This is a genomic window from Salinarimonas rosea DSM 21201 (assembly GCF_000429045.1).
GTDB lineage: Bacteria > Pseudomonadota > Alphaproteobacteria > Rhizobiales > Beijerinckiaceae > Salinarimonas > Salinarimonas rosea.
The window spans coordinates 26,501-51,677 of record NZ_KE386842.1 but is presented as its reverse complement, the minus strand read 5'-3'; the positions used below and the strand labels follow the sequence as shown (position 1 = coordinate 51,677).

The window sequence follows — 25,177 nt, the reverse complement described above, 5'->3', positions numbered from 1 at the left end:
AGCGGAAGGAGACACCAATGCGAACGACCACGACGGCCAGCGCGCTCGCGCTGATCGCGGCGCTCGGGCTCGGCGCCCAGGCCTCGGCCCAGGACGCCCCCGCCATGCCGGGCGAGGGCCGGACGGTGCAGCCGATGACCTCCGGCATCGCCGAGGAGATCTTCCAGCACGAGATCCTGTTCGAGGGCCTGCGCCGGCTCGGCTACGAGGTCGAGGACCCGCTCGAGGGCGAGTACGCCGTCATGCACGTGGCGCTCGGCCAGGGCGACGCCGACTTCACCGGCGTGCACTGGAACCTGCTGCACCAGGAGTTCTTCGAGAATTCCGGCGGCGAGGACCGCATGGTCAAGCTCGGCACGTTCATCGACAACGTGCTGCAGGGCTACCTGATCGACAAGGCGACGGCCGACGAGCACGGCATCACCAACCTCGAGCAGCTCGCGGACCCGGAGATCGCCGCGATCTTCGACGCCGACGGCGACGGCAAGGCCGACCTCACCGGGTGCAACCCGGGCTGGGGCTGCGAGCTCGTGATCGAGCACCAGATCCCGGAGTACGGGCTCGGGGACACCGTGCGTCACAACCAGGGCAGCTACTTCGCCCTGATGGCGGACACGATCGCCCGTTTCGAGCGCGGCGAGCCGATCCTGTACTACACCTGGACGCCGCTGTGGGTGTCGGGCGTGCTCGTCCCGGGCGAGGACGTCGAGTGGCTCGAGGTGCCCTACACCTCGCTGCCGAACAACCCCGACGCCACCCCCGAGGACACCTCGGCCGAGGGTAAGAACCTCGGCTTCGCGGTGGACGAGATCCGCGTGCTCGCCAACCGCGACTGGGCCGAGGAGAACCCGGCCGCGGCGCGCTTCCTGGAGCTCGCCGAGATCCCGATCAACGACGTCTCGGCCCAGAACCTGCTCATGCAGCAGGGCGAGGACTCGATGGAGGACATCGAGCGCCACGCCGAGGAGTGGATCCAGGAGAACAGCGACCGGTTCGACGGCTGGCTCGAGGAGGCGCGCGGCGTCGAGGGCTGATCGCCCCGCGCGCGCTGAGCGAACGAGGGAGGGCGGCGTCCGGCGGGCGCCGCCCTTTTCTCGTCGCCGGCGCGCCGCGAGGCGCGTTCCGCCCAGCCGGAGGGCCGCGCGCTCACCCCGCCAGGGCGTCGATCTCCTCGTCGCTCAGGCTGCCGGGCACGATGACGACGGGCAGCGGGAAGGTGCTCGCGGCGACGCCGGCGAAGTTCGTCACGAGCGGGCCGGGCCCCTCGCTCGAGGTGCCGGCGGCGAGCACGAGGAAGGCGATGTCCTCGTCCTCCGCGACGAGCTTCAGGATCTCGTCCTGCTTCTTGCCGACGCGGATCACACGCTCGGGCTCGACGCCCGCGGCCTCCCGGGCGAGGACCGCGGCCTTGTCGAGCTGCTCGTTCGCCGCGTCCTCCGCCTCGGCGCGCATCACGTCGCCGACGCCGAGCCATTCGAAGCTCTCCGGCGGCGCCGAGACCGCGAGCATCACGAGCTTGGCGCCGAGCCGCGCCACGCGCCGCGCGGCGAAGCGCACCGCGCGGGCGCACTCGGGCGTGTCGTCGACGAAGACGAGGAATTTCGGGCGATGGCCCTGCTCGTAGGAGCGACGTCTCGAGATGGGCATGGCTCGCCTCCGCACGCGACCCCGTCCGCCCCGGGGCCGAAGCGCCGATGCTGCCCGCGCGCGCGTCGCGACGCAAGCGCCTGCGCGTCGCGCCTCAGCGGGGCGGCAGCAGCCGCAGGATCGCCTCGGCCATCGCATCGAAATGCTCGACGACGAGATCGGGGTCGAGCTCGGAGACCGGCACGTCCGTGTAGCCGAAGGGCACCGCGATCACGGGCACGCCCGCGGCCTTGGCGGTGGCGATGTCGGTGATCGAATCGCCGATCATGATCGCGCGGGCCGGGTCGCCCCCGGCGCGGGAGATCGTCTGCTCGAGGTGGCGCGGGTCCGGCTTGCAGAAGGCGAACGTGTCGCGTCCGCAGATGGCGGAGAAGCGCGGCGCGATGCCGAGGGCGTCCATCAGGAGGAGCGAGTGCCGCTCGGGCTTGTTGGTGCAAACGGCGAAGGCGTAGCCCTCGGCGTCGAGCCGGTCGAGGGTCGCCTCGACGCCGGGATAGAGCCGCGTCTCGATGCAGACGTCGTCCGCGTAGCGGGCGAGGAAGGTCTCGAACAGCGCCTCGAGCCGCCCCGGCGCGAGCTCGCGGCCGGCGTTGGCGAAGCCGCGGGAGATCAGCGCCCGCGCCCCGGCGCCGATGAGCGATCCCGCCTCCTCGACCGGCATGCCGGGCAGGCCGTCCTCGGCGAGCAGCCCGTTGAGGATGGCGATCAGGTCGGCCGCCGTGTCGGCGAGGGTGCCGTCGAGGTCGAAGACGACGAGGGGTCGCGCGGGCATGATTCGCTCCGGTCTGCCATGCGAGGCTTCGTCATAGACCGTAGGCGCACGGCCGTTAACCGAGCGCTAACCATGCCGGCGCGATTCTCCCCGCGGGGGCGCGACGCGGCACGGGATGCGCGCGCCCGGCGGGCACCGGGAGACGCGAGCCATGACGACGACCATTGCGACGAGCGGGGCTGCCTTCGCCACGCGCAAAAACGCGTTCGCGGGCGCGCTCGCCGCCGCGGCGCTCGGCGCGGCGCTCCTCGCGAGCCCGCCGGCCCGGGCCACCGGCGCCTTCGAGTTCATGCCCGCACCCCAGACGGACCTCAACCGCCTCTACCGAATCGACCGGGTCACCGGCGCGGTCTCCTCGTGCCAGTACGCGCTCAAAGAGGGCACGGTGGGGGTGACGCTCTGCTTCGGCCCCGGCGAGGGTGCCGAGGCGCAGGAGCCGGGCGAGTACGGCCTGGTCTCGTCCAACCACGAGCGCGAGGGCGGCGTCTTCCGGGTCGACTACCGCACCGGCGAGATGAGCGTGTGCTACGTCTTCGAGGAGAAGGTCGTGTGCACGCCGCCGGAGACGGTCTCCCCCGTCGCCGCCGCCGAGGGCGCCGGCACGCCGGACACGACCGGCACCACCCGCTGACGGGTCTCGCGCCGAGCCGCGCACCGTCGGGGCGCCGCCGACCTGCGCCGTGCGCGCGGCGAAGGGCGGATGCGCGCCCGCGCCCCTTCCCGCGGCGCGCCCGCGCGCCTAGAGGAGAGGCTCACGGGAACGGTCCACGTTGAGCCTCGAGTTCTTCCTCGTCGTCTTCCTCGCACTCGGCCTCGGCGGCGTCGTCAAGGGCGCGATCGGGCTCGGCCTGCCGATCGTCTCGATTCCCGTTCTGGCGGCTTTCCTCGGCGTGCCGCACGCGCTCGCCGTGATCATCGTGCCGCTCGTCGTCACCAACGCCTGGCAGATCCGGCAGTACCGGGCCGAGCGGCCGGACGCGCCCTTCCTCCTGCCGCTCGTCGCCTCGGGCCTCGTCGGGATCGTGCTCGGCACCTGGGCGCTCACCACGCTGCCGGTCGAAGTGCTCTCGCTGACGCTGGCGACGATCGTGACGATCTACATCGCGACCATCCTGCTCAAGCCGAGCGTGACGCTCTCGGCGCGCGCCGGGCAGCGGATCGCCCCCGTCGCCGGGCTCGTCGGCGGGGCGCTGCAGGGCGCGACGGGGATTTCCGCGCCGGTGACGGTGACCTTCATCCACGCCATGCGGCTCACCCGCGGCCCGTTCATCTTCGCCGTCTCGGTGATGTTCCTCGCCTTCGCGCTGGTGCAGGCGGTCTCGCTCGCGGTGGCGGGCGTGCTCACGCCCGTCCGGCTCCTGGAGGGCGTGCTCGCCCTCGTGCCGATCGCGCTGGGCATGCCGCTCGGTAACGCGCTGGCGAAGCGCCTCTCGCGCCGCGCTTTCGAGCGGCTGATCGTCGTGATCCTCGCGGTCATGGCGCTGCGCCTGTTCCAGACCGGGCTCGGGCTTGGCTAATTCCGGATGTAGGCCTTGCCCAACCTCCCGTTGATCGAGAGCGATCAGCGTCGCATCTCTTCATCCGATCGGCCTCGATGCCAAGGACTTCTGTGCGTCCGGCATAGCGTCGGCACGACCTCGTCTCTCCATTGAGTGATTGACTTATCCGAACAAAATTCCGAACATGAGATCGTGCAAAGCCAGGACCGCGGGGTGCGTGCGGTATCCGGGTTCGGCGCATCCATCGTACCGGATGTCCTGTGTGAGAGATGCGCAGCTTCTCCCGGGAGGAAACCAATAACTACTACTCAAAGTAGGTGAGCTCTCGTAAGGTAAAGTGGAAATCATGATGTCCTATGTACCTGGCTCACGGCGAAATACAGGTCATCTACCTGTCAAGTCTACAGCTCCCTACAACGAAATTTATACAGCTTTCAAGAGCGTTTTGGCACCAATTTTCGCGGATCGGCTACCACAGGGCCGGCGCTCGAAGGTTTACGTGGCGGTGCCTGAAACTGAAGCCGCAATCGATGAGTACCTTAGAGCGAGTACTAATCAGGTCGCGATTTTGCACGGGTTGATGGGATCTGGAAAGTCTACGGTGCTTGAGCACGTCTATCAGCACGCGGCTAATGATCCAAAGCGATATGTCTTTCCGATTGATTTCCAAGGAAAGCGCTACCATCTAATGCCCGGCGAAGATTTTGCGACTCTCAAGAAGGATGAAAGGAAACTTGTATCAAAGACGATTGTAAGTAAGAGACTAAATGAGTTCCTGAACAGGTTCCTCAAGGAGCATCGCGAATTAATTAACCTCAACTTCTTTGATTTTCTGGTGGAGAACTATCCATCAGAATTGAAGCGCAAGGCCATTCTTGCGGATACTGACGACGAAAAAATGCGTGCCTTGAAGGAATTCATGTCCGATGACGACGGAACGGCTCCAATCCAGTGTTTCATTTCCTATGTCACCATGGAGCGTGGGATTGAAGAATTTGTGGTATACATCGACAACATTGATGAGCAGTCATTCGATATGGTAGAGGGTGTCTTTTTTGCGTTGTCGGATCTGCTTGTTTGCCTCTCAAGATCAAACGACGCGTCAGCTACTCCTCAGCACCCCAAGGGATCGAACCCGACCCGCTTTCGAGCGGTCATGGCGTGCCGGAGTTATACCTTCGAGGCGCTTACACGCGATCTGGACGGCATACTTGGTACTCGGGGGTACTTTGAGATCGAACTTGACAGCCAAGCGTTGCTCACAAAAATACTGGAAAAAAGGGTTCTGTGTGCGATTGAAGATGAAAACGGAAGATCAAGTTCTGGTACGAGGCGAGGTACAGTATATGAGCTAATGTCAGGAATTCCTGTTCAGATGGCAGATCGTGACGATTTTATCTGGAGTTTCATAAGGAAATTGTCTAATTCATCAGTTGAAACCAGATTATTTGATCTATTCAATCGGAGCCACGCTAGGGCACTACGTAACATGAAATATATCCTACAAAACAGATACTTCCTCTCCTTCGATGCAGAGGTGCTATCCAAGGCTCAATTTGAGTCGGAATTCGAGTTTACGCGGATACTGAAAATACTCTGCTATGGGAATCCGAAATCAGATTCTGAGCTTTTTTATCCCGCACAGAGTTCGGTGGTATCTAACCTTTTATGGTGGGATCCAGGTGCACCGGGAACATTCCTTGGCGTGGTCCGTTTGCTTCAATGGCTACATAGTGGTGCTTCGGGAGGAAAGTACGGACATGTCTCCTCGGGCGGTAGCCAAATAAAACAAATGCTTGACTCACTTGAGAGAGATTTTGCTTTTGAACCAGATTGCGCTAGATTGTCCCTCCAGTTCTGCCACTTGCAGGGTCTTGTTTTCTCCGAGAGCGGCCCAGGGGCATCGCTTGCTGATACAGAAAGTATATGTATATCGCCGAAAGGCGGAATGTTGTTAGATCAGTTGTTTAGGGATGCTGTGCTACTTGAGGCGTTTATAGACGACACCTGCCCGCCGGAAGGGTACGAGAACCTGCTCGGCGGCCGACGAGACGTGATCCGCTTTGGGCGGTATCCAACACGAGATCATTTTCGCGATACATTGAATTGGCTTACCGCGTTTCGCGAGTCGGAGTATCATTTACTTTCAAGATTGTCTTCGACAGATCCGCGCTGTGCATCCAGACATGTCAGGCTGTTCAAAGGAAACCTAATATCCGGTCAACTGGGTCATTCCCTCTGTAGAAGCTTTGAAATGCTCTATAAGCCGGTATGCACAAAAACGGACAAAGTAGCGTTGACTGATTATATGCTTGATTGTAAAACATGTGCCCAGCATTTCGGAGAATAGCTGTGACCCAGGAGGTGTACTATATAGCTGCAGCTTTCATCGCGTCGGTAAGCTTGCTTATTTCTGCGGTGAACATGAGTGTAATTTTGCGCGACAGAAGGAGGAGGCCTATACTGCAACTCGTATTCGCCGAAGCGCAGGCTAAGGTTAATCGTGTTTTGTTGTTAGATGAAAATATTGGGAGAGATAAAAAATCCTACTTCAGGCCCGCCTTGCTTATAACAAATCGCTGCTCCGTGACGCAGACTGTTGTCGCTGTACGGGCACGCGGAGCACTGTTCGCCATTCTCAGAGATAATATTCAGAGGACAATTTCGGGCCAGTTTCATCCTGACGAAAAACTTCAAGCGATCAAGCCAGGAGAAGTTTGCTTGTTTACGTTCAATACTAGAGAATTGAACCTAGAGAGAGATAAATACTTGGAGGTGATATTTGCTGATGGGAAGAAAATGCACGTACCAATCCGGCCTCTGAAACTCTATCTTTCGGATGACGGCATCACTCAATAAGAACGCTGAAATTCTCTTCGCAGGTACAATGCGAGGCGCTCAGGCGGCGATCGCGGGGAGCGCCGCCACCGCCGGCCGTGCGAAGCAGTAGCCCTGCTGCAGCGTGACGCCGAGCGTGGCGAGCGCCTCGCTCTCGGCGCGGGTCTCGATGCCCTCGGCGACGACGCGCACGCCGAGCTCGCGCATCATCGCGACGACGCCGCGCACGATCACCCGCCGGGCCGGGTCGCCGTCGATGTCGCGCACGAGCTGCATGTCGAGCTTCACCACGTCGGGGCGAAAACGGGCCAGGAGGGCAAGGCCGGAATGCCCGGCGCCGAAATCGTCGATCGCCGTGGTGAAGCCCATCGAACGGTACTCGCGCACGATCCGGGCGAGATGGTCGTCGTCGGCGAGCCGCTCCGTCTCGCTGAGCTCGAACATCAGCCGGTCGAGCGGGAAGTCGTGGCGTCTCGCCGCGACGAGCGTGCGCCGGATGCAGGCGCGCGGCTCGTACACGGCGTTCGGCAGGAAGTTGATCGAGAGGAGCGCGCCGGTGTCGGCCAGGCCCAGCTCCGCCGCGAGCGTGATCGCCTTCACCCGGCAGGCCTGGTCGAAGGCGTAGATCGCGTCGGGCCCGACACCGGCGATCACCGCGCCGGCACCGGCGCCGTCGAGGCCGCGCACGAGCGCCTCGTAGGCGAAGGGCCGGCCCGTGGCGACGTCGACGATGGGCTGGAAGGCCATCGTGATGGCGAAGTCGCGGGCGGGCGACGCCGCACAGGCGGCGCAGCCGTCCCGGACGAGTTCCTGCGGCTCGATCAGCGGCATGCGGGACATGGAGGACTCCTCGGCCGATCCGACATCGGCTCTTGCGGGCATTGTCCCCAATCGTCGAGCGAGAAGGTTGCAGCAGCCTTAAGGCGCTCTCCTCGCGCGCCCGCACGTGTGCAAGCGCGCCTTCGTTCCCGCGCCAGGAACCCGCGCCGGGAACCCGAGGCGGCGACGCGCACCGCGAGGGCGCGCGACGCCCCCGCCTCAGCGGAAGCGCTCGGCCACTTCCGCCACGATCGGCTCGACGCCGAAGCGCACCGGGTCGCTGGCGGGCAGGGCGTAGGTCCGCGCCAGGCGATCGAGCTCCGCGCGCGCCGCGTCCTCGGCGAGCTTCTCGGTGTTGACCGCGATGCCGACGCAGCGGATCGCCGGGTTGGTCAGCCGCCCCAGCGAGAGCGTCATGTGGATCACGTCGCCGATCGTCGGCAGCGGCGTGTCGACGCCGCGCATCGTGGTGCGCGTCGGCTCGTGGCAGACGACGAACGCGTCCGGCTGGGCGCCGTGCAGGAGGCCGAGCGAGACGCCCGCGAAGGACGGATGGAAGAGCGAGCCCTGGCCCTCGATCAGGTCCCAGTGGTCGGGGGCGGACGCCGGCGAGATCCACTCCACCGCGCCGGAGATGAAGTCCGCCACCACCGCGTCGATGGCGACGCCGCGCCCGGAGATGAACACGCCGGTCTGGCCGGTGGCCTTGAAGTCCGCGTCGAAGCCCGCCGCGCGCATGCCGCTCTCGAGCGCGAGCGCGGTGTACTTCTTGCCGACCGAGCAATCGGTGCCCACGGTGAGGAGGCGCATGCCCGGGCGCTTGTTTCCCTTGCCGGTGGCGAAGCGCTCGCTGGAATGGCGCACGTCGAAGAGCTGCCGGCCGTTGCGGGCCGCCGCCTCGGCGATGGCGGGCACCGAGCCGAGGCGGGTGTGCAGGCCCGCCGCCACGTCCATGCCGGCGTCGAGCGCCGCGACGACCTCGTCGACCCAATGGTCGGGGAGCACGCCGCCGGCGTTGACGACGCCGATCACGAGCGTCCGCGCGCCCGCCGCCGCGCCCTCGGCGATGGTCATGTCGGGGAGCTTCGCATCGGCGTTGCAGCCGGGAAGCCGCAGCTGGCCCACGACCCAGTCGCGACGCCAGTCGACGATGCCGAGGCCGGTCTTGGCCGCGAGCGCGTCGCGCGCGTCGCCCAGGAAGAGCAGGTAGGGGCGGGCGATTTCCATCGGGGGTCCTTCTCGCGGGTGGTCTCGTGAGCTCTGTGTCGAGGCGGAAACGGGCGCGGGATCAGTGCGCCATGAAGACGGGGATGGTGGCGTTCGCCAGGATATGGCTGGTGGCGCCGCCGAAGATCATCTGCCGGATGCGGCTCTGCGTGTAGGCACCCTTGAACAGCAGGTCGCAGCCCACGCCCTCGGCGTAGTCGAGGATCGCCTCGCCGGCATTGCGCTTCTCGGGGCCGAGATGCACCTGCTCGACGGGCAGGCCGTGGCGCTGGAGCGCGCGGGCGAGCGCCTCGCCGCTCGGGCCCGGCACCATGCCGCTCTCCACGGTGAGGACGTGGACGCGCTTGGCGCGGGCGAGCAGCTCCATGCCCATGCCGATGACGTGGGCGGTCTCGGTCGAGCCGTTCCAGGCGACGACGATGGTCTCACCGATCGTGTCGCGCGCCCGCGGCGGGGCGATCAGCGCGGGCCGGCCGCCCTCGAACAGCACGGCCTCGAGCGTCGCCATCCGCGGGCCGGTCGCCGTCTGGGTCGGGCGGCCGACGACGGTGACGTCGAAGATGCGCGAATAGGCGCCGACGAACTCGTCGCCCGCCGGCGCGTCCGCGTGCCAGCGCCAGCGCGGGCCCTCCCCCGGCCCGGCGTCGCGCGCCATGCCGGCGGTGTCCATGAAGCGCTGGAACGTGTCGCGTGCCTGGACCTCGGCCTCCTCGTCCGCCCGCTCGTCGGCGGCCCAGGTGAGGCCCATGACCATGTCGACCGAGACGATCTCGGCGAGCGGCGGACGCAGCGAGAAGCCCTCGACGTAGCTGCCGAATCGCCGCGCCAGCGCGATCGCGGTCTGCAGCGTCGCGTCCATCAGCTCGTGCGGTGCGGTGGGTACGAGCACGGTCTTCATCGCGAGGGCCCCCTCTCGCGAGCCGCAGCGGCCCGCTTCGGGGGCATTCTTCGCCTCAACCGGCCTTCGCCGCAACCGCCCTTTCGCGCGCGCCCGGCCTGCGCGGGCGCGCGCCGGCCTGCGCGGCGGCCGCGCGCTCGTAGACCGTCTCGAGCGCGGCGACGTGCGCGGCGCGGCTCGGCGGATCGGCCAGGAACGCCGCCTGCGCCGCCCGCCCGAGGCGCTCGGCGAGGTCCGGGTCGCTGGCGAGACGCACGAGGCGCGCGGCGAGCGCCTGCACGTCGCCCGACGGCACGTGCAGGCCCGTCTCGCCGTCGCGCACGAACTCGCGCGCGGCGCAGCCGTCGGAGACGACGACGGGCGTGCCCGCGGCCTGCGCCTCGAGCGCGACGAGCCCCTGCGTCTCGTACCAGAGCGAAGGGAAGACGAGCGCGCGCGCCGTGCGCATCAGCGCCGCGACGCGCTCCGGCGCCTGCCAGCCGAGCAGCCGCGCCCGCGGGTTCTCCGCACGGATCGCGTCCGCCTCGGGACCGTCGCCGACGAAGACCGCGGGAACGCCCGCCGTCGCGGCGGCGCGGGCGAAGAGCGCGGCGCCCTTCTCCGGCGTGAGCCGGCCGACGAAGAGGAACGGCGCGTCCGGCGCGCGCGGGGCGGGCGGGCCGTCGGGCGCGTCGATCTCGACGGGGTTCGCCACCCGGTGCAGGCGCATGCCGGGCGGCAGGTGGGGGGCGATCACCTCGCGATGCAGCGCGCTGAGCACGATCGCGTCCGGGCAGGCCTCGAACAGCCGGCCGAGGCGCGCGGTGGCCGCGTGGCGGGCGAGGCGCATCAGCTTGAAGGGATACGGCTTGGCGTCGCAGGCCCGGGCGATGCAGGCCCCGGACAGCGGCGCGCGGGTGCAGATCGCCGCCTCGCCGAAATCGAAGAACGTGCCGTTCGGGCACACGGACAGGAAATCGTGCAGCGTCACGACCCCCACCGCCCCGGCCCCGCGCACGGCGGCGAAGGTGGCGCCGGACATCTCCTGGCCCCAGGAATGGACGTGGGCGATCGCCTCGGGCCCCGCCTGCGCCAGGCTCTCGGCCACGGCGCGGCCGGCATCGGCGTTCCAGATCACGCGCACGGCCGACGCCGCGCGGCCCCGTGCGCGCTCCGGCGGCGCGACGATCCGCACCGGGATGCCGGCGGCGGCGAGCCGCGGATCGGGCGCGCCCGCCCCGCCGACGCACAGGACGCGATGCCCTGCCGCCGCGAGGCCGAGCGCGCTCTCCACCGCGACGCGCGCGGAGCCGCCGTTGACGGCGAGATGGTCGGCGACGACGACGATCGGGCGGGACATGATCCGGCTTTCCGGGCGAGGCAACGTCCCGCACCCTGGCACGGCGGCCTCTAAGATTGCGTTGCCCGGATCGACGGCGGGTGTCTCAGCCGTCCTGTGCGTCGACCACCGCCCTGGCGACGCCGTATGAGAAGCCCGCCCGCGCGAGCCGGGCGAGGTCGCGCTCGCGGTTCTCCGCCCGGGCCGCCGTGCGGAACGGCCCGAGCCTACGCCGGCGCGCGAGCGCCAGCGCCGCCTCCATCTCCGGATCGGCGTCGGGATCGTCCGCGACGCGCGCCTCGGCGTCGCCGGCGAGCGCCGCGTCGATCGTCTCGGGCGCGACGCCCTTGGCCGAGAGCCGCGCCGCGATCGCCCGGCGCGACCCGCCGCGGCGCCTGAGGCTCGCCACCCGCCCCTGCGCATAGGCCGCGTCGTCGACGAGCCCGCCCCGCACCGCCCGCGCCACCGCCTCCTCCACGAGCGCCAGCGCCGCCTCCGGCGCCTCCCCCCGCAGCCGGCACCGCCGCTCCACCTTGCGCGCGAGCACGCGCCGCAAGTTCTCCGACGACGAGGCGAAGCGCTCGAGATAGGCGAGCGCCATCCGGTCGAGCACGGCGGGCGTGACCGGGCGCGGAGGGCGGCGGGAGGGGGAGTCGTCGGGCAGCTTCGGCCTCCTCGCGGGCTGTGATCGGACGCCGCCAGGAGTGCCACCCGCGGCGGGCGGCATGCAAGGGGCGCGGCGACGATCGACCCGACGCGCGCGGCCAGCTCGCGGCGTCCGCCGAGGGGAATACCTCCACGAGCCTGCTCGGCTCCGCGCTGGGCGGCCTGCTCGGCGGCGCGCGCATGGCGGATCGTTCCAGCATGGGCGATCTGCCGACCCGGATCTTCACGGACGCCGTCTCCGCAGGGGCGGAATCGCAGATGCGCCGTCTCGCGGCGGCGCGACTCTGCGGACCCGTCGATCTCTCGCTGGCGCCCGAGTTCTGCTACCGTCTCTACGACTGGGTTAGCCGGCTATCTCGGCCCGGAGGAGGCGGCGCGCGATCGCTTTCTCGCAAAAAGCTTTGCATCGCCCGTCGGCCTGCGCTTGCTAGCGGGATGCACGACGATCGTTCCTCAGAGACAGCCATGGACGCCGCCGCCCCGGACCCGCTCCAGCCTCCCGCCGCTCCCCCCTCCGCCCCGGCGCGAGAGGTCGAGCTCAAGCTCGAGCTCGCGCCCGCGGACTGGAAGCGGCTCGCCCGCCATCCCCTCCTGAAGGCGGCGCTCGCCGCCGCGCCGAAGGCGAAGCGGACGGAGGCGACCTATTTCGACACGCCCGACGGCCGCCTGCGGGCGCAGGGGGTGAGCCTGCGCATCCGCCGCACCGGGTCCGCGCGGATCCAGACCGCCAAGGCCGGCGGCAAGCTCGCCGCCGCGCTGTTCGACCGCGCCGAGATCGAGACGCCGGCGGTCGGCGACGCGCCGGACCTCGCCGTCTTCGCGGGCACGCCCCTCGCCCCGCTCTTCGCCAAGCGCAAGGTCCGCGAGAGGCTCGTGCCGGCCTTCGGCGTGTCGGTGCGCCGGCGCACGCTGGCGATCACCGACGGCGGCTTCGCCGCCGAGATGGTGGTGGACGAGGGGACGGTGCGCGCGGGAGAGCGCACCGAGCCGGTCTGCGAGATCGAGCTCGAGCTGCGCGCCGGCGGCCCCGCCGACCTGTTCGCCTTCGCGCGCCGGATCGCCGAGATCGTCCCTGCGCGGCTCGGCTTCCGCACCAAGGCCGATCGCGGCTTCGCGCTCGCCGCCGGCGAGGGGCCGCGGGTGGTCAAGAAGATCGAGGTCGCGCTCGACCCCGCGATGACGGCGGGGGCCGCCTTCCAGGCGATCGCCCGCGCCTGCCTCGCCCAGCTCGTCGCCAACGAGCAGGCGCTGCGCGACCTCCGTGCGCCCGGCGCGATCCACCAGTCGCGGGTGGCGCTGCGGCGCCTGCGCGCGGCGATCTCGCTGTTCAAGTCGGTCGTCGAGGACGAGCGCCGCCGCGCCGTCTCCGCCGAGCTGAAGTGGATGGCGAACGCCCTCGGCGACGCGCGCGATCTCGACGTGCAGATCGCGACCGTGGTCGAGCCGATGCGCGCCGCGCACCCCGACGACGCCGACCTCGCGCATCTCGCCGCCGTCTTCGCGGCGCGGCGCGACGCGGCGAGCGCGCAGGCGCGGGAGGCCTCGACGAGCGAGCGGTATCGGCTGATGCTGATCGACACCGCCGCCTGGATCGAGGCCGGGGCCTGGCTCGCCGGCGAGAACCCGGTGCGCGACGCGTCCGTGTCGGACTTCGCGCGGCGTCTGCTGAAGAAGCGGCGCAAGCGCATCGCGCGCGACGGCGCGGATCTGTCCACGCTCGACCCCGAGACCCGGCACGAGTTGCGCATCGAGGTGAAGAAGCTGCGCTACGCGGTGGAGTTCTTCGAGACCGCCTTCGCCGCGAAGGAGGGGAAGAAGGCGGCCCGCGTCCGCGGGCGCCGCCACGCGGAGATGCTCGGCCGGCTCGAGACCCTGCAGGAGGACCTCGGCGCGCTGAACGACCTCGCCGTCGGCGCGCGGATGGAGGCGCTGTTCGATCCCGCCGACGAGGCGCTCGCCCGCGGCTTCGCCAAGCTCGCGCGGCCCGACGCCGCGGAGGCCGGCGCCGAGCATCTCGCGTCCGCCCGGAAGGCGCTCGCCAAGCTCGGCAAGGCGACGCCGTTCTGGACCCGGGCGGAGGAGGGGTGACGGGGTGCGCGCGGCGTCGCGATCAGACGCCGCACTCTTCCTTGGCGCGGTTGAGCGCCGCGGTGAAGCCGGAGAGGGAATAGACGTCCGTCGTGTCGTTGCCGCGCCCGGAGCGGACGTTGAGCTCGAACGAGCGACCGCGGACGAAGCTCTGGACGACATCGTCCTCCTGGTCCGGATTCTGGACCCAGACGTTCTCGCCGCGGGTGACGAAGTTGAAGGTCGTGCCGTCGATCACGCCCGTGGCGGTCTGCCCGTCCTGGGTGGGGAAGCCCATCACCGCAGCGACCTCGTTCGTCACGTTCTCCGAGGGGCGGAAGGAGACGAAGAGGTATCCGGGGTCGCGGCTGAGGCCCTCGGGACGGCGGGTCTTGGGCTGCGACAACGCGTAGCACATCTTGGTGCCGCTCGCCTCGGTGACGAAGGCGGCCCAGTCGTTGAACTGGCCGAGCGGCGTGGCCTCCGCCTGCTGGGCCGTGGCGGGACCGGTCGTCAGCGCGAGGGCGGCCACGCAGGCGCCGACGAGCGCGAGCGTGGGCGCGAAGCGGCGGATCGATCGGGAAGTTCTCATGACGCTCACCTTGGATCGCGGGGTTTCACCGCCTTCCGGCGGGCTCGGCTTTCGCTGAGCACTAGATTGGCCTGAAATGGGCAAAAATACGTTAACCTTGCCTGAATGCCCGCGACACGGACGGATCGCGGGCGCGGCGGATTGCCGGACCCGTCCCGAAGGCTTAACACTGCAAGGTGTCCGGTGCGCCGATCGTCGCCGCTCCGGGGCGGAGAATCGAGGACGTCTTGCCCTCTCCCAGCGAGCACGAGGCGCTGATCGCCGCGGTGGCGCAGCATCGCGACCGCGACGCCTTCGCGCGCCTGTTCGACTGGTACGCCCCGCGGCTCACCGCCTACCTGCTGCGGCAGGGCGCCGAGCAGGCGCTCGCCGAGGAGATCGTGCAGGACGCGATGGTGACGCTCTGGCGCAAGGCCGAGATGTTCGACCCGGCGAAGTCCTCCCTCACCACCTGGCTCTACCGAATCGCCCGCAATCGCCGAATCGACCTGATGCGGCGGGATCGCTCGACGCCGGTGGAGCCCGACAGCCCGCTCTTCGAGGTCGTCGACGACACGGACCTCGAGGGCGAGCTCGACGCCAGCCAGCGCGAGGCGGCCGTGCGCGAGGCGATGCGCAGCCTTCCCGAGGAGCAGCTCGTGCTCGTGCGTCTCGCCTTCTTCGACGCGCTCTCGCATTCCGAGATCGCGGAGCGCACCGGCCTGCCCCTCGGCACGGTGAAATCGCGCATCCGCCTCGCCTTCACCCGGCTGCGCCGGACGCTCGAGAGCGGCGGCGTGGTCGAGGCGCGGTAGGGGCGATCCGGGACGAAAGGCGCGGCGATGACGGGGACGATGCGGGCGATCCTGTGCGAGCGGCTCGGGCCGCCCGAGACGCTGGCGCTCGCCGAGATCCCGGTACCGGAGCCCGGCCCCGGCGAGGTGCTGCTGCGGATGCGCGCGGTGGGCCTCAACTTCTTCGACACGCTGATCGTCCAGGGGCGCTACCAGGTCCGCCCCGACCTGCCGTTCTCGCCCGGCGGCGAGCTGTGCGGCGAGGTCGCCGCGCTGGGAGCGGGCGTCGAGGGCTGGGAGCTCGGGCGCCGCGTCGTCGCCTATGTCGGGCACGGTGCGGCGCGGGAGTGGGTCGTCGCCCCGGCCGACCGCCTGACGCCCGTTCCCGCGGGGCTCGACGACGTGCGCGCGGCGGGCCTGTCGATCACCTACGGCACGACGCTCCACGCGCTCGCCGATCGCGCGGCGATTCGCCCCGGCGAGACGCTCGCCGTGCTCGGCGCCGCCGGCGGGACCGGGCTCGCGGCGGTGGAGGTCGGCAAGGCGCTCGGGGCGCGGGTGATCGCCTGCGCCTCGTCGGCGGACAAGCTCGCGCTGGCCCGCGCGGCGGGCGCCGACGAGACGGTGGACTACGCGCGCGAGGACCTGAAGACGCACCTCAAGGCGCTGACCGGCGGGCGCGGCGTCGACGTCGTCTACGATCCGGTGGGCGGCGATCTCGCCGAGGCGGCGCTGCGCGCCACGGCCTGGGAGGGGCGCTACCTCGTCATCGGCTTCGCCGCGGGAGAGATCCCGAAGATCCCGCTCAACCTCGTGCTGCTCAAGGGCTGCGACATCCGCGGGGTCTATTGGGGCGCGTTCCTCGAGCGCGAGCCCGCGCGGCATGCGCGGAACATGGAGCGGCTCCTCGCCTGGGCCGCGGACGGCACCCTCGCCGCGCGGGTCGAGGCGACCTACGCGCTGGCGCAGGCCGCCGAGGCGATCGGGCGGATCGCCCGGCGCGAGGCCAGGGGGAAGCTCGTCCTCGTGCCCTGATCGTGGCGCGGCGCGCGCACCCCGCGCGGGAGCGGCGCCGGGGCCGGCGGGTGCGGCAGCGGCAGGTCCGCCAGCTCGGCGGGGCTCATCGCGGCGATCGCCGGGTGGGAGAAGGGGTCGTTCGGGTCCGGCTCGGGCTCGGCGGTCGCGAGCGCTTGCCGGAGGATCTGGAAGAGGTTTAGCATGGCTGCACCATGGCGCCTCGGGGCCTTGGGCGAAATCCCGTTGTTCTCGACGAGCCTATAGGGGAGCTATATGCGTAACCTCGCCCGGGTCCATCTCGGGGCCCTGCGCGCGGTCGAGGCGGCGGGCCGGCTCGGGACGCTGCGCGCCGCCGCCGAGGAGCTCGGCGTCACGGTGGGCGCGGTGAGCCAGCAGATCCTCAAATGCGAGGCCGAGCTCGGCCGCACCCTGTTCGAGCGGCGCCCCCGCGGGCTGGTGCCGACCGACCTCGGCGCGGCGGTGCTGGAGCGGCTCTCCGCCGGCTTCGCCGAGCTCTCGGCGGCGGTGGCGCTGGCCGATCGGCGGCGCGAGGACGTGCTCACCGTCTCGGTCGCGCCGGTGCTCGCCTCGAAATGGCTGGTCTGGCGGCTCGACCGCTTCACCCGCGCCCATCCCGGCATCCGGGTGCGCATCGACGCCGCGCTCGATCTCGTCGACCCGAACGTCTCGGACGTCGATGTCTGCATCCGGGTCGGACGCGGCGGCTGGCCCGGGGTGCGGGCCGAGCGGCTGATCGCGCAGCTCGTCTTCCCGGTCTGCGCGCCCGCGCTCGCCGCGCGCCTGCGCACGCCCGCCGATCTCGCCCGCGTGCCGATCGTCGCCGAGCCCAACGCCATGTTCACCTGGGACGTCTGGCTCGCTCCCAACGGGCTCGACGCGCGGATCCTCCAGGACGGCCCGGTCTATTCCGACGCGGCCCTGTGCTTCGACGCCGCGATGGCCGGGCAGGGCGTGTTCCTCGCCTGGGAGACGCTCGCCGCCGACGCGCTCGCCATGGGCCGCCTGGTCGCCCCCTTCCCCGACCGCTACCCCACCGGCATTTCCTACTGGTTCGTCACCGCCCGCGACCGCGCGCCGACGCGCGCGGTGAGCGCATTCCGGGAGTGGATCGCGGCGGAGCTGCGGGAGAGCTGCCCGGGAGGGGCGGCGGCGGTCCTCGCCTAACGGCGCGTTGACACGCATCGTGCGCGCGGTCATTGGAGTGGCGCTCCGCGCCGGCGGCGGGGCATCATCCCTGCGCGCACGGACAGCGAGGCGAGACCCCCCATGCCCCGGTTGGTGATGAAGTTCGGCGGCACCTCCGTCGCGGATCTCGACCGCATCCGCAACGTGGCGCGGCACGTCGAGCGCGAGGTGAAGGCCGGCTACGATGTCGCCGTCGTGGTCTCCGCCATGGCGGGCAAGACCAACGAGCTCGTCGGCTGGTGCCGCGAGGCCTCGACGATCCACGACGCGCGCGAGTACGACGCCGTCGTCGCCTCCGGCGAGCAGGTGACCTCCGGGCTGCTGGCGATCGCGCTCCAGGCGATCGGCATCCCCGCGCGCTCCTGGCAGGGCTGGCAGATCCCCATCGAGACCTCGGGCACGCACGGCTCGGCGCGCATCACGCGGGTCGACGGCTCGAGGATCCTCTCCCATTTCGCCGAGCGCGGCGAGGTCGCGGTGGTGGCCGGCTTCCAGGGCGTGCATGCCCCGACGGGGCGGATCGCGACGCTCGGCCGCGGCGGCTCGGACACGAGCGCGGTGGCGCTCGCCGCCGCGCTCGAGGCAGAGCGCTGCGACATCTACACCGACGTCGACGGCGTCTACACGACCGACCCGCGCATCGTGCCCAAGGCGAAGCGCCTCGACAAGGTCTCCTACGAGGAGATGCTCGAGATGGCGAGCCTGGGGGCCAAGGTGCTCCAGGTGCGCTCGGTCGAGCTCGCCATGCTCTACGGCGTGCGCACGATCGTGCGCTCGAGCTTCGATCCGCCCGAGGACCCGCGGCCGGGCACGCTGATCTGTGACGAGGAGGACATCGTGGAACAGCAGACCGTCACCGGCATCGCCTATTCCAAGGACGAGGCCCAGATCACGCTGCGGCGGGTGGCGGACACGCCGGGCGTCGCGGCCTCGATCTTCGTGCCGCTGGCCGACGCCGCGATCAACGTCGACATGATCATCCAGGTGGTCTCGCGCGATTCGGCGACGACGGACATCACCTTCACGGTGCCGGCGAGCGACTATGCCCGTGCCCGGACGTTGCTGGAGGATCTGCAACCGAAGATCGGCTACGAAAAGCTCGAGGGCGCCACCGACGTGGTCAAGGTCTCGGCCATCGGGGTGGGCATGCGCAGCCATGCCGGCGTCGCCGCGAAGGCCTTCAAGGCCTTGGCGGAGAAGGGGGTGAACATCCGCGCCATCACCACCTCGGAGATCAAGTTCTCGATGCTGATCGACGCGGCCTACACCGAGCTTGCCGTGCGCACGCTGCACTCGCTATACGGGTTGGACGCGGCCTGAGGCGGCCGCGGCAGACGAGCGGCGTGCGCCGACCCGCGCGCCCGACCCTGGAGCCGGGCGCGATCGCCCGGCGTGAAGAAGACCCGGCGTGAAGGAGACCCGGCCCTGCCGACGAGAGCCCATCCCGGCGGTCCGCGCGTTCTGCTCCGCAGGCTCCGCGAGATCATGGCCGAGCCGATCTCGACGCAGGACCGGCTCGACAGGATCGTGGTGCTGATCGCGGCCAACATGGTGGCCGAGGTCTGCTCGGTCTACGTGCTGCGCGCCGACCAGACCCTCGAGCTCTACGCGACGGAGGGCCTCAACCGCGAGGCCGTCCATCTCACGACCATGCGCGCCGACGAGGGCCTGGTGGGCCTCATCGCCCGCGAGGCGCAGCCGCTCGCGCTCGCCGACGCGCAGACGCACCCGTCCTTCTCCTACAAGCCGGAGACGGGCGAGGAGATCTATCACGGCTTCCTCGGCGTGCCGGTGCTGCGGGCGGGCAACACGCTCGGCGTCCTCGTCGTGCAGAACCGCACGATGCGCACCTACACCGAGGAGGAGGTCGAGGCGCTCCAGACGACGGCGATGGTGCTCGCCGAGATGGTCGCCTCCGGCGAGCTCCAGGCGCTCGCCCAGCCGGGCGCGGACATCGCCGTGCGCCGGCCGCTCTACATCCAGGGCGTCTCGCTCGCCGACGGCGTCGGGCTCGGCCACGTGGTGCTGCACGAGCCGCGCGTCGTCGTGAAGAACCTCATCGCCGAGAACCCGGAAGCCGAGGTCTCGCGGCTCGAGACGGCGATCAAGGCCGTTCGCGCCTCGATCGACGAGCTGATCGAGCGCGGCGACGTCGGCGACGGGGGCGAGCACCGGGAGGTGCTGGAGACCGTGCGCATGTTCGCGCACGACCAGGGCTGGCTCAGGCGCATGCGCGAGGTCGTGCTCACCGGGCTCACCGCCGAGGCGGCGGTCGAGCGCGTGCAGTCCGATACCCGCGCGCGCCTGCTGCGCCAGACCGACCCGTACCTGCGCGAGCGCCTGCACGACCTCGACGACCTCGCCAACCGCCTGCTCCACCAGCTCGTGGGGCGCGACTTCGTCACGGCCGCCGAGGCGCTGCCGGACAACGCCATTCTCGTCGCGCGCTCGATGGGGCCGGCCGCGCTGCTCGACTACCAGCGCGCCAACCTGCGCGGCGTGGTTCTGGAGGAAGGCGGGCCGACGAGCCACGTCGCCATCGTCGCCCGCGCGCTCGGGCTCCCCGCGGTGGGTGAGGTCGAGAACGTCACCTCCCTCGTCGAGCAGGGGGACGCGATCATCGTCGACGGCGTCGCCGGCGAGATCCAGGTGCGCCCGCGCCCGGACATCGAGGCGGCCTACGCCGAGAAGGCGCGGCTGCGCGCCAAGCGCCAGGAGCAGTACCGGGCGCTGCGCGACGTGCCCAGCGTGACCAGGGACGGCGCGGCGATCGAGCTGCAGCTCAATGCCGGCCTTCTCGTCGACCTGCCGCATCTCGAGGAGACCGGTGCCGCCGGCATCGGGCTCTTCCGCACCGAGATCCAGTTCATGGTCGCCGAGCGCATGCCCTCGACGGCCGAGCAGCAGAAGCTCTACCAGGCGGTGCTGGAGCAGATCGGGCCGGCGATGCCGATCGTCTTCCGCACCCTCGACATCGGCGGCGACAAGATCCTGCCCTACATGTCGCAGATCGAGGAGGAGAACCCGGCGCTCGGCTGGCGGGCGATCCGCATCGGCCTCGACCGGCCGGGCCTGCTGCGCAGCCAGGTGCGCGCGCTGCTGAAGGCGAGCGCGGGCCGGGCGTGCGCGATCATGTTCCCGATGGTCGCCACCGTCGACGAGTTCGTGCGCGGGCGCGCCATCGTCGACCGCGAGATCGCCCACCTCACCCGCCACGGCCACACGCTGCCGACCAGGATCGAGGTCGGCGTGATGATCGAGGTGCCCTCGCTGCTCTTCCAGATGGAGGAGATCTGCAAGCGGGCGGACTTCGTCTCGGTGGGCTCGAACGACCTGCTGCAGTTCCTGTTCGCGGCGGACCGGGAGAACCGGCAGGTGGCGAGCCGCTACGACGCGCTCTCGGTCAACGCCCTGCGCGCCTTCCGCACCATCGTCGAGGCGGCGAAGGGCACGACCTGCCGCGTGTCCGTGTGCGGCGAGGTGGCGAGCCGCCCGCTGGAGGCGCTCGCCCTGGTGGGCCTCGGCTACCGCACGCTGTCGATGTCCCCCGCCGCCGTCGGGCCGGTGAAGGCGGCGCTGATCGCCGCCGAGGCCGGGGCGATCGCCGAGGTCCTCGCGCGCGAGCTCGCCCGCGAGGACGGCGACGCCTCCCTGCGCGCGACCCTGGCCGCCTTCGCGGAGGCGCGCCATATCCCGGTCTGACATGACGCTCTCGCCCCCGACCGAGCGCCTCGACGCCATCGTCCAGCGCCACGCCGTGATCACCGACATGCTCGCCGCCGGCCCCGATTCGGAGACGGTGGTCGCGCTCTCGCGCGAGCTCGCCGAGCTCGACGGCGTGGTCGCGGCGATCCGCGCCTGGCGCGGGGCGCAGGAGAACCTCGCCGGCATCGAGGCGCTGATCGCCGATCCCGCGACGGACCCCGAGATGCGCGGCCTCGCCCGGGAGGAGCGCGAGGAGGCGCAGGCCGCGGCCGAGGAGGCCGCACGCGCGCTCCAGCTGATGCTGCTCCCCAAGGACGCCGCCGACGAGGGCAGCGCGATCCTCGAGGTGCGCGCCGGCACCGGCGGCGACGAGGCGGCGCTGTTCGCGGGCGACCTCTTCCGGATGTACGCCCGCTACGCCGAGATCCACGGCTGGCGCGTCTCGCCGATCTCGGCGAGCGAGGGCGCGATGGGTGGCTTCAAGGAGATCGTGGCCGAGATCGTCGGGCGCGGCGTGTTCGCCAGGCTCAAGTTCGAGAGCGGCGTCCACCGCGTCCAGCGCGTGCCCGAGACCGAGGGCAGCGGGCGCATCCACACCTCGGCGGCGACGGTCGCCGTCCTGCCGGAAGCCGCCGACGTCGATCTCGCGCTGGACGAGGGCGACCTGCGCATCGACACGATGCGCTCGGGCGGCGCCGGCGGGCAGCACGTCAACAAGACCGAATCGGCGGTGCGAATCACCCACCTGCCGAGCGGCATCGCCGTCGTGGTCCAGGAGGAGCGCTCGCAGCACAAGAACAAGGCGCGCGCGCTCCAGCTCCTGCGCGCCAGGCTCTACGACCTCGAGCGCACCCGCGCCGACGCCGCCCGCGCGGCCGATCGCAAGGCGCAGGTCGGCTCGGGGGACCGCTCGGAGCGCATCCGCACCTACAACTTCCCGCAGGGACGCGTCACCGATCACCGCATCGGCCTCACCCTCTACAAGCTCGATGCCGTCCTCGCCGGCGAGGCGCTCGACGAGGTCGTCGACGCGCTCGTCGCCGAGCACCGGGCGGCGCTGCTCGCGGAGCAGGAGGGGTGACGGGTCACGTGGCTCTCGATCCGGTCGCTCTCGATCCAGGCGGGACGCGTGGTGCGGCGCTCGCGGCCGTGCGGGGCGCTTTTGCGCGGGCGGGGCTCGACGAGCCGGCCCTCGACGCGCGCATCCTCGTCGCCGAGGCCGCGGGCGTGCGCCCGGGCGTGCTGCTGGCCGAGCTCGAGCGCCCGCTCGGCGCGGACGCGACCGCCCGCCTCGCCGGTTTCGCCGCGCGGCGGCTCGCGCACGAGCCGGTCTGGCGCATCCTCGGAGAGGCGGAGTTCTGGGGCCTGCGCTTCCGGCTGGCGCCGCAGACGCTGGTGCCGCGGCCCGACACGGAAACGCTCGTCGAGACCGCGCTCGCGCTCGCGCCCGGGCGGGCGCCGCGGATCCTCGACCTCGGCACGGGGTCGGGATGCATCCTCGTCGCGCTCCTCGCCGAGCGTCGGGACGCCTCCGGCATCGGCCTCGACCGCTCGGAGGAAGCCTGCCGCACGGCGCGGGAGAACGCCCGCGCCAACGGCGTCGGGGACCGCGCGGCCTTCGTCGTGGGGGACTGGACGGGCGCGCTCGCGCCGGCGCCGGGCTTCGACCTCGTGGTCTCGAACCCGCCCTACATTCCCGAAGGCGATCTTCCCGGCCTCGCGCGGGAGGTGCGCGCGCACGACCCGGTGCGTGCGCTCGACGGCGGGGCGGACGGGCTCGACGCCTACCGCGCGATTCTCGCGCGCGGACGCGACCTGCTGGCGCCGGGCGGCGTCCTCGCCGTGGAGGTCGGCATCGGGCAGGCGGAGCCGGTGTCGCGGCTCGGCGAGACGCACGGGCTCGTCTTCCTGCGGCTCGCCCGCGATCTCGCCGGCATACCCCGCATCGTCGTCTTCGGCCGGTGAGCGGGGGGCATGGCCGGCGTCCCTGCCCCCGTCCCCCTCCGCTTTTCGCTTGCAATCGCGCGGCGGCCGCCCAAATAACGCTTGGCGGCGCGCACCGAAGCGTCTAGGGTGCGACCGCAATCGAGCAGACTCCAGAGCGCCAGATTCGCCGGTTCATCGAGCAGGCGAGGTCGATCAGGACGCGAAGGGGCGACACGATCACCGCCAGGACGGGGCGCCAGACGGTCCGGCGGTCACCGAACCCGACATCGAGGACGACGCGCGGCAGCCGCCGCCGGGTCGACCTGGAAGATGACGGAGGCGCGCGCCGACGACGGCTGATCCTCGTCCGCGCGCATTGCGCTCGCGTCGACGACGAGAGGCCAGGCAAGGGTCGAAGCACATCCATGAGACCGAACCAGAACAGGCGCATGCGGGGCCGTAGCCGCAACAAGGGCCCCAACCCGCTCACGCGCAGCTACGAGTCGAACGGCCCAGACGTGAAGGTGCGTGGCACCGCTCAGACTGTCGCCGACAAGTACAGCCAGCTCGCACGCGATGCGCTGGCCAGCGGCGACCCGGTGATGGCGGAGAACTATTTCCAGCACGCCGAGCACTACTACCGCATCATCGCCGCCGCCCAGGAGCAGCTGCGCCAGCAGTACGGCTTCCCGCAGCGCGGCTACGACGAGGACGGCGACGAGGGCGACGACGACGGGGACTACCGCGGCGGCGAGCGCCTCGAGGACCTCGACCCGGCCCAGCAGCCGCAGCCGAGCTTCGGCCGAGGCGCGAATCGTGACGACCGCGGCCCGCGCGAGGATCGTGCACCGCGCGACGACCGCGGACCGCGTGAGGATCGTGGACCGCGCGAGGATCGTGCACCGCGCCAGGAGCGCCGGGACGACCGCCGCGAGCGCTTCCAGCCGCGCGACCGCCGCGACGGGCGCGGTCAGGACGGCCGCGGCCAGGATGCCCGGAGCCAGGATACCCGCAGCCCCGGCTTCCGCGGCCAGGACGGGCGCCCTCAGGACGGGCGCCCTCAGGAAGGACGTGGGCAGGAGTACCGGGCTCAGGAGCCTCGGGCCCAGGAGCCCCGTGGACACGAGCCCCGGCAGGAGGCGTTCGGCCACGACGCCGGGGACGCGCCGCGCTACGGCGAGCCGCAGGAGGCCCGCGACGAGGGCCGCCGCGAGCGCCCGCGCCGGGAGCGCCGTCGCCCCGAGGCCGAGGACGAGAGCGCCGCGCAGAGCCTGCCGGCCTTCGTGACCCGGCCGTCGACCGCCCCCGTGGCGCCGGTCGCGGACGAGGCGCCCGCCCCCAAGCGCACCCGCAAGGCCGCGGCGCCGGTCGCCGGCGAGAGCGAGGACGAGGCCAAGCCCCGCCGCCGCACCCGCCGCAAGGCGCCCGAGCCCGGCTCGGGGGACGCGGAGGCCGCGGAGTAATCCGCGCCGCCGCCGTCGGAAACGGACGAGAGGGCCGCGCGAGCGGCCCTTTTTCTTTGCCGATGCGTCACCGGCACCTTTTCGCGCCGGCGGCGTTCGCGCAGCCGGGGAGGGGGCGACAGGACGAGGACGACGAGAATGCGACGCGCAGCGCTCGGGCTCGCGGGGCTCGTGGTGGTAGCCTCGGCGGCCCTGCCGCCGGCGGGCCCCGCGGAGGCCGGCCCCGCCTTCAATCAGCGGTTCGAGGGGACCTGGGTGGGCGCGGGCACGGTCACGCGCGACAGCGATCCCAGCCCGCGCCGGGTCACCTGCCGCATCGACGGTGCCGCGGACGAGACGCGCATCGCGCTCGACGGCACCTGCCGGGCGATGCTGATCTTCACCCGCGCCATCGGCGCCGACCTCGCCGTCGACGGCAGCGGCACCTACAGCGGCGTCTACGTCGGCTCGCGGGCCGGCCCGGCGCGGCTCACCGGCAGGCTCGAGGGCGACCGGATGGTTCTCGCCGTGCGCTTCCCCGAGCGCGTCGGCGGCGGCCGGCAGCAGATGACGCTCGAGAACCCCGAGGGCTCCGACCGCTTCACCCTGCGCGTCACCGACGTGATCGACGGCGCCCGCACGGAGATCACGAACCTGGTGTTCGAGCGCCGGTGAGCTCGGGCGATAGCGCGCGCGTCCCTCCGATCCGCCCCTCCGATGCCTATGGAGGCGTGTCGGCCCACTCCTCACGGCTCAGGAGGGTCT

Annotated in this window: 23 protein-coding genes; 15 read left to right on the top strand and 8 right to left on the bottom strand. The window is 70.7% G+C overall.

The genetic code is table 11. The annotated features are described in order from the left end of the window. Positions 1–17 precede the first annotated feature (17 nt). Positions 18–1,034, top strand: a complete 1,017-nt coding sequence (proX, locus tag G407_RS0123475; RefSeq protein WP_029032769.1) for a glycine betaine/L-proline ABC transporter substrate-binding protein ProX — start codon at positions 18–20, stop codon at positions 1,032–1,034. Between the two features lie 112 nt (positions 1,035–1,146). Here proX and G407_RS0123470 read toward each other — a convergent pair whose 3' ends face one another. Continuing rightward, on the bottom strand, positions 1,147–1,647 hold the full coding sequence (locus G407_RS0123470) for a universal stress protein (protein WP_029032768.1): 501 nt from the start codon (positions 1,645–1,647) through the stop codon (positions 1,147–1,149). A gap of 94 nt (positions 1,648–1,741) precedes the next feature. Continuing rightward, a complete protein-coding gene (locus G407_RS0123465) occupies positions 1,742–2,419 on the bottom strand; it encodes an HAD family hydrolase (RefSeq protein ID WP_029032767.1) in 678 nt (225 codons plus the stop codon). A gap of 151 nt (positions 2,420–2,570) precedes the next feature. Here G407_RS0123465 and G407_RS29675 point away from each other — a divergent pair, with 151 nt between their 5' ends. The 4 genes from G407_RS29675 (at position 2,571) to G407_RS31930 (ending at position 6,777) form a co-directional block, all read left to right on the top strand. After that, positions 2,571–3,050 carry a hypothetical protein gene (locus tag G407_RS29675; RefSeq protein ID WP_245259163.1) on the top strand — a complete coding sequence of 160 codons (480 nt, stop codon included), beginning with the start codon at positions 2,571–2,573 and terminating at the stop codon, positions 3,048–3,050. 139 nt (positions 3,051–3,189) lie between these two features. Next, positions 3,190–3,936, top strand: a complete 747-nt coding sequence (locus tag G407_RS0123455) for a sulfite exporter TauE/SafE family protein (RefSeq protein ID WP_029032766.1) — start codon at positions 3,190–3,192, stop codon at positions 3,934–3,936. A 328-nt stretch (positions 3,937–4,264) separates the two neighbouring features. After that, a complete protein-coding gene (locus tag G407_RS31935; RefSeq protein ID WP_156917699.1) occupies positions 4,265–6,268 on the top strand; it encodes a hypothetical protein in 2,004 nt (667 codons plus the stop codon). 2 nt (positions 6,269–6,270) lie between these two features. Next, on the top strand, positions 6,271–6,777 hold the full coding sequence (locus G407_RS31930; protein ID WP_156917698.1) for a hypothetical protein: 507 nt from the start codon (positions 6,271–6,273) through the stop codon (positions 6,775–6,777). A 39-nt stretch (positions 6,778–6,816) separates the two neighbouring features. Here G407_RS31930 and G407_RS0123450 read toward each other — a convergent pair whose 3' ends face one another. From G407_RS0123450 to G407_RS0123430, 5 genes are all read right to left on the bottom strand, one after another. Then, entirely contained in the window at positions 6,817–7,596 is a 780-nt protein-coding gene (locus tag G407_RS0123450; RefSeq protein WP_425337523.1) for an EAL domain-containing protein, read from the bottom strand. 198 nt (positions 7,597–7,794) lie between these two features. Continuing rightward, positions 7,795–8,802 carry an N-acetyltransferase DgcN gene (gene dgcN / locus G407_RS0123445; RefSeq protein ID WP_029032764.1) on the bottom strand — a complete coding sequence of 336 codons (1,008 nt, stop codon included), beginning with the start codon at positions 8,800–8,802 and terminating at the stop codon, positions 7,795–7,797. A 61-nt stretch (positions 8,803–8,863) separates the two neighbouring features. After that, positions 8,864–9,700 (bottom strand): universal stress protein, encoded by an 837-nt coding sequence (locus G407_RS0123440; RefSeq protein WP_029032763.1) that lies wholly within the window; start codon positions 9,698–9,700, stop codon positions 8,864–8,866. A 55-nt stretch (positions 9,701–9,755) separates the two neighbouring features. Then, the gene (locus G407_RS0123435; protein ID WP_029032762.1) at positions 9,756–11,039 is read right to left on the bottom strand and encodes a glycosyltransferase family 4 protein; all 1,284 of its coding nucleotides are present in this window, start codon (positions 11,037–11,039) and stop codon (positions 9,756–9,758) included. 85 nt (positions 11,040–11,124) lie between these two features. Next, positions 11,125–11,631, bottom strand: a complete 507-nt coding sequence (locus tag G407_RS0123430) for a RecX family transcriptional regulator (protein WP_245259162.1) — start codon at positions 11,629–11,631, stop codon at positions 11,125–11,127. A gap of 518 nt (positions 11,632–12,149) precedes the next feature. Here G407_RS0123430 and G407_RS29670 point away from each other — a divergent pair. Continuing rightward, entirely contained in the window at positions 12,150–13,772 is a 1,623-nt protein-coding gene (locus tag G407_RS29670) for a CYTH and CHAD domain-containing protein (protein WP_052341811.1), read from the top strand. A 22-nt stretch (positions 13,773–13,794) separates the two neighbouring features. Here the strand turns inward: G407_RS29670 and G407_RS0123420 are convergent, their stop codons facing one another. Beyond that, complete coding sequence (locus tag G407_RS0123420; RefSeq protein WP_043540450.1) at positions 13,795–14,343, bottom strand: invasion associated locus B family protein; 549 nt, start codon at positions 14,341–14,343, stop codon at positions 13,795–13,797. Between the two features lie 227 nt (positions 14,344–14,570). Here G407_RS0123420 and G407_RS0123415 point away from each other — a divergent pair, with 227 nt between their 5' ends. The 9 genes from G407_RS0123415 to G407_RS29655 all read left to right on the top strand — a co-directional run bounded on the left by G407_RS0123415 (position 14,571) and on the right by G407_RS29655 (position 25,087). Next, positions 14,571–15,137 carry a sigma-70 family RNA polymerase sigma factor gene (locus G407_RS0123415; protein WP_029032759.1) on the top strand — a complete coding sequence of 189 codons (567 nt, stop codon included), beginning with the start codon at positions 14,571–14,573 and terminating at the stop codon, positions 15,135–15,137. 39 nt (positions 15,138–15,176) lie between these two features. Next, positions 15,177–16,151, top strand: a complete 975-nt coding sequence (locus G407_RS0123410; RefSeq protein ID WP_029032758.1) for an NADPH:quinone oxidoreductase family protein — start codon at positions 15,177–15,179, stop codon at positions 16,149–16,151. Between the two features lie 255 nt (positions 16,152–16,406). Beyond that, positions 16,407–17,318: a LysR substrate-binding domain-containing protein gene (locus tag G407_RS0123400; protein WP_029032756.1), complete on the top strand. Its 912-nt coding sequence runs from the start codon at positions 16,407–16,409 to the stop codon at positions 17,316–17,318. 102 nt (positions 17,319–17,420) lie between these two features. Beyond that, the gene (locus G407_RS0123395) at positions 17,421–18,659 is read left to right on the top strand and encodes an aspartate kinase (protein ID WP_029032755.1); all 1,239 of its coding nucleotides are present in this window, start codon (positions 17,421–17,423) and stop codon (positions 18,657–18,659) included. Between the two features lie 165 nt (positions 18,660–18,824). Beyond that, positions 18,825–21,041: a phosphoenolpyruvate--protein phosphotransferase gene (gene ptsP / locus G407_RS0123390; protein WP_052341810.1), complete on the top strand. Its 2,217-nt coding sequence runs from the start codon at positions 18,825–18,827 to the stop codon at positions 21,039–21,041. Position 21,042: 1 nt separating this feature from the next. Continuing rightward, the gene (prfA, locus tag G407_RS0123385) at positions 21,043–22,125 is read left to right on the top strand and encodes a peptide chain release factor 1 (protein WP_029032753.1); all 1,083 of its coding nucleotides are present in this window, start codon (positions 21,043–21,045) and stop codon (positions 22,123–22,125) included. 8 nt (positions 22,126–22,133) lie between these two features. Further along, positions 22,134–23,009, top strand: coding sequence for a peptide chain release factor N(5)-glutamine methyltransferase (gene prmC, locus G407_RS29665; protein ID WP_084327762.1), 876 nt, complete (start codon positions 22,134–22,136; stop codon positions 23,007–23,009). A gap of 410 nt (positions 23,010–23,419) precedes the next feature. Further along, the gene (locus tag G407_RS29660) at positions 23,420–24,433 is read left to right on the top strand and encodes a DUF4167 domain-containing protein (protein ID WP_043540475.1); all 1,014 of its coding nucleotides are present in this window, start codon (positions 23,420–23,422) and stop codon (positions 24,431–24,433) included. 138 nt (positions 24,434–24,571) lie between these two features. Continuing rightward, the gene (locus tag G407_RS29655) at positions 24,572–25,087 is read left to right on the top strand and encodes a hypothetical protein (protein ID WP_052341808.1); all 516 of its coding nucleotides are present in this window, start codon (positions 24,572–24,574) and stop codon (positions 25,085–25,087) included. Positions 25,088–25,177 lie beyond the last annotated feature (90 nt).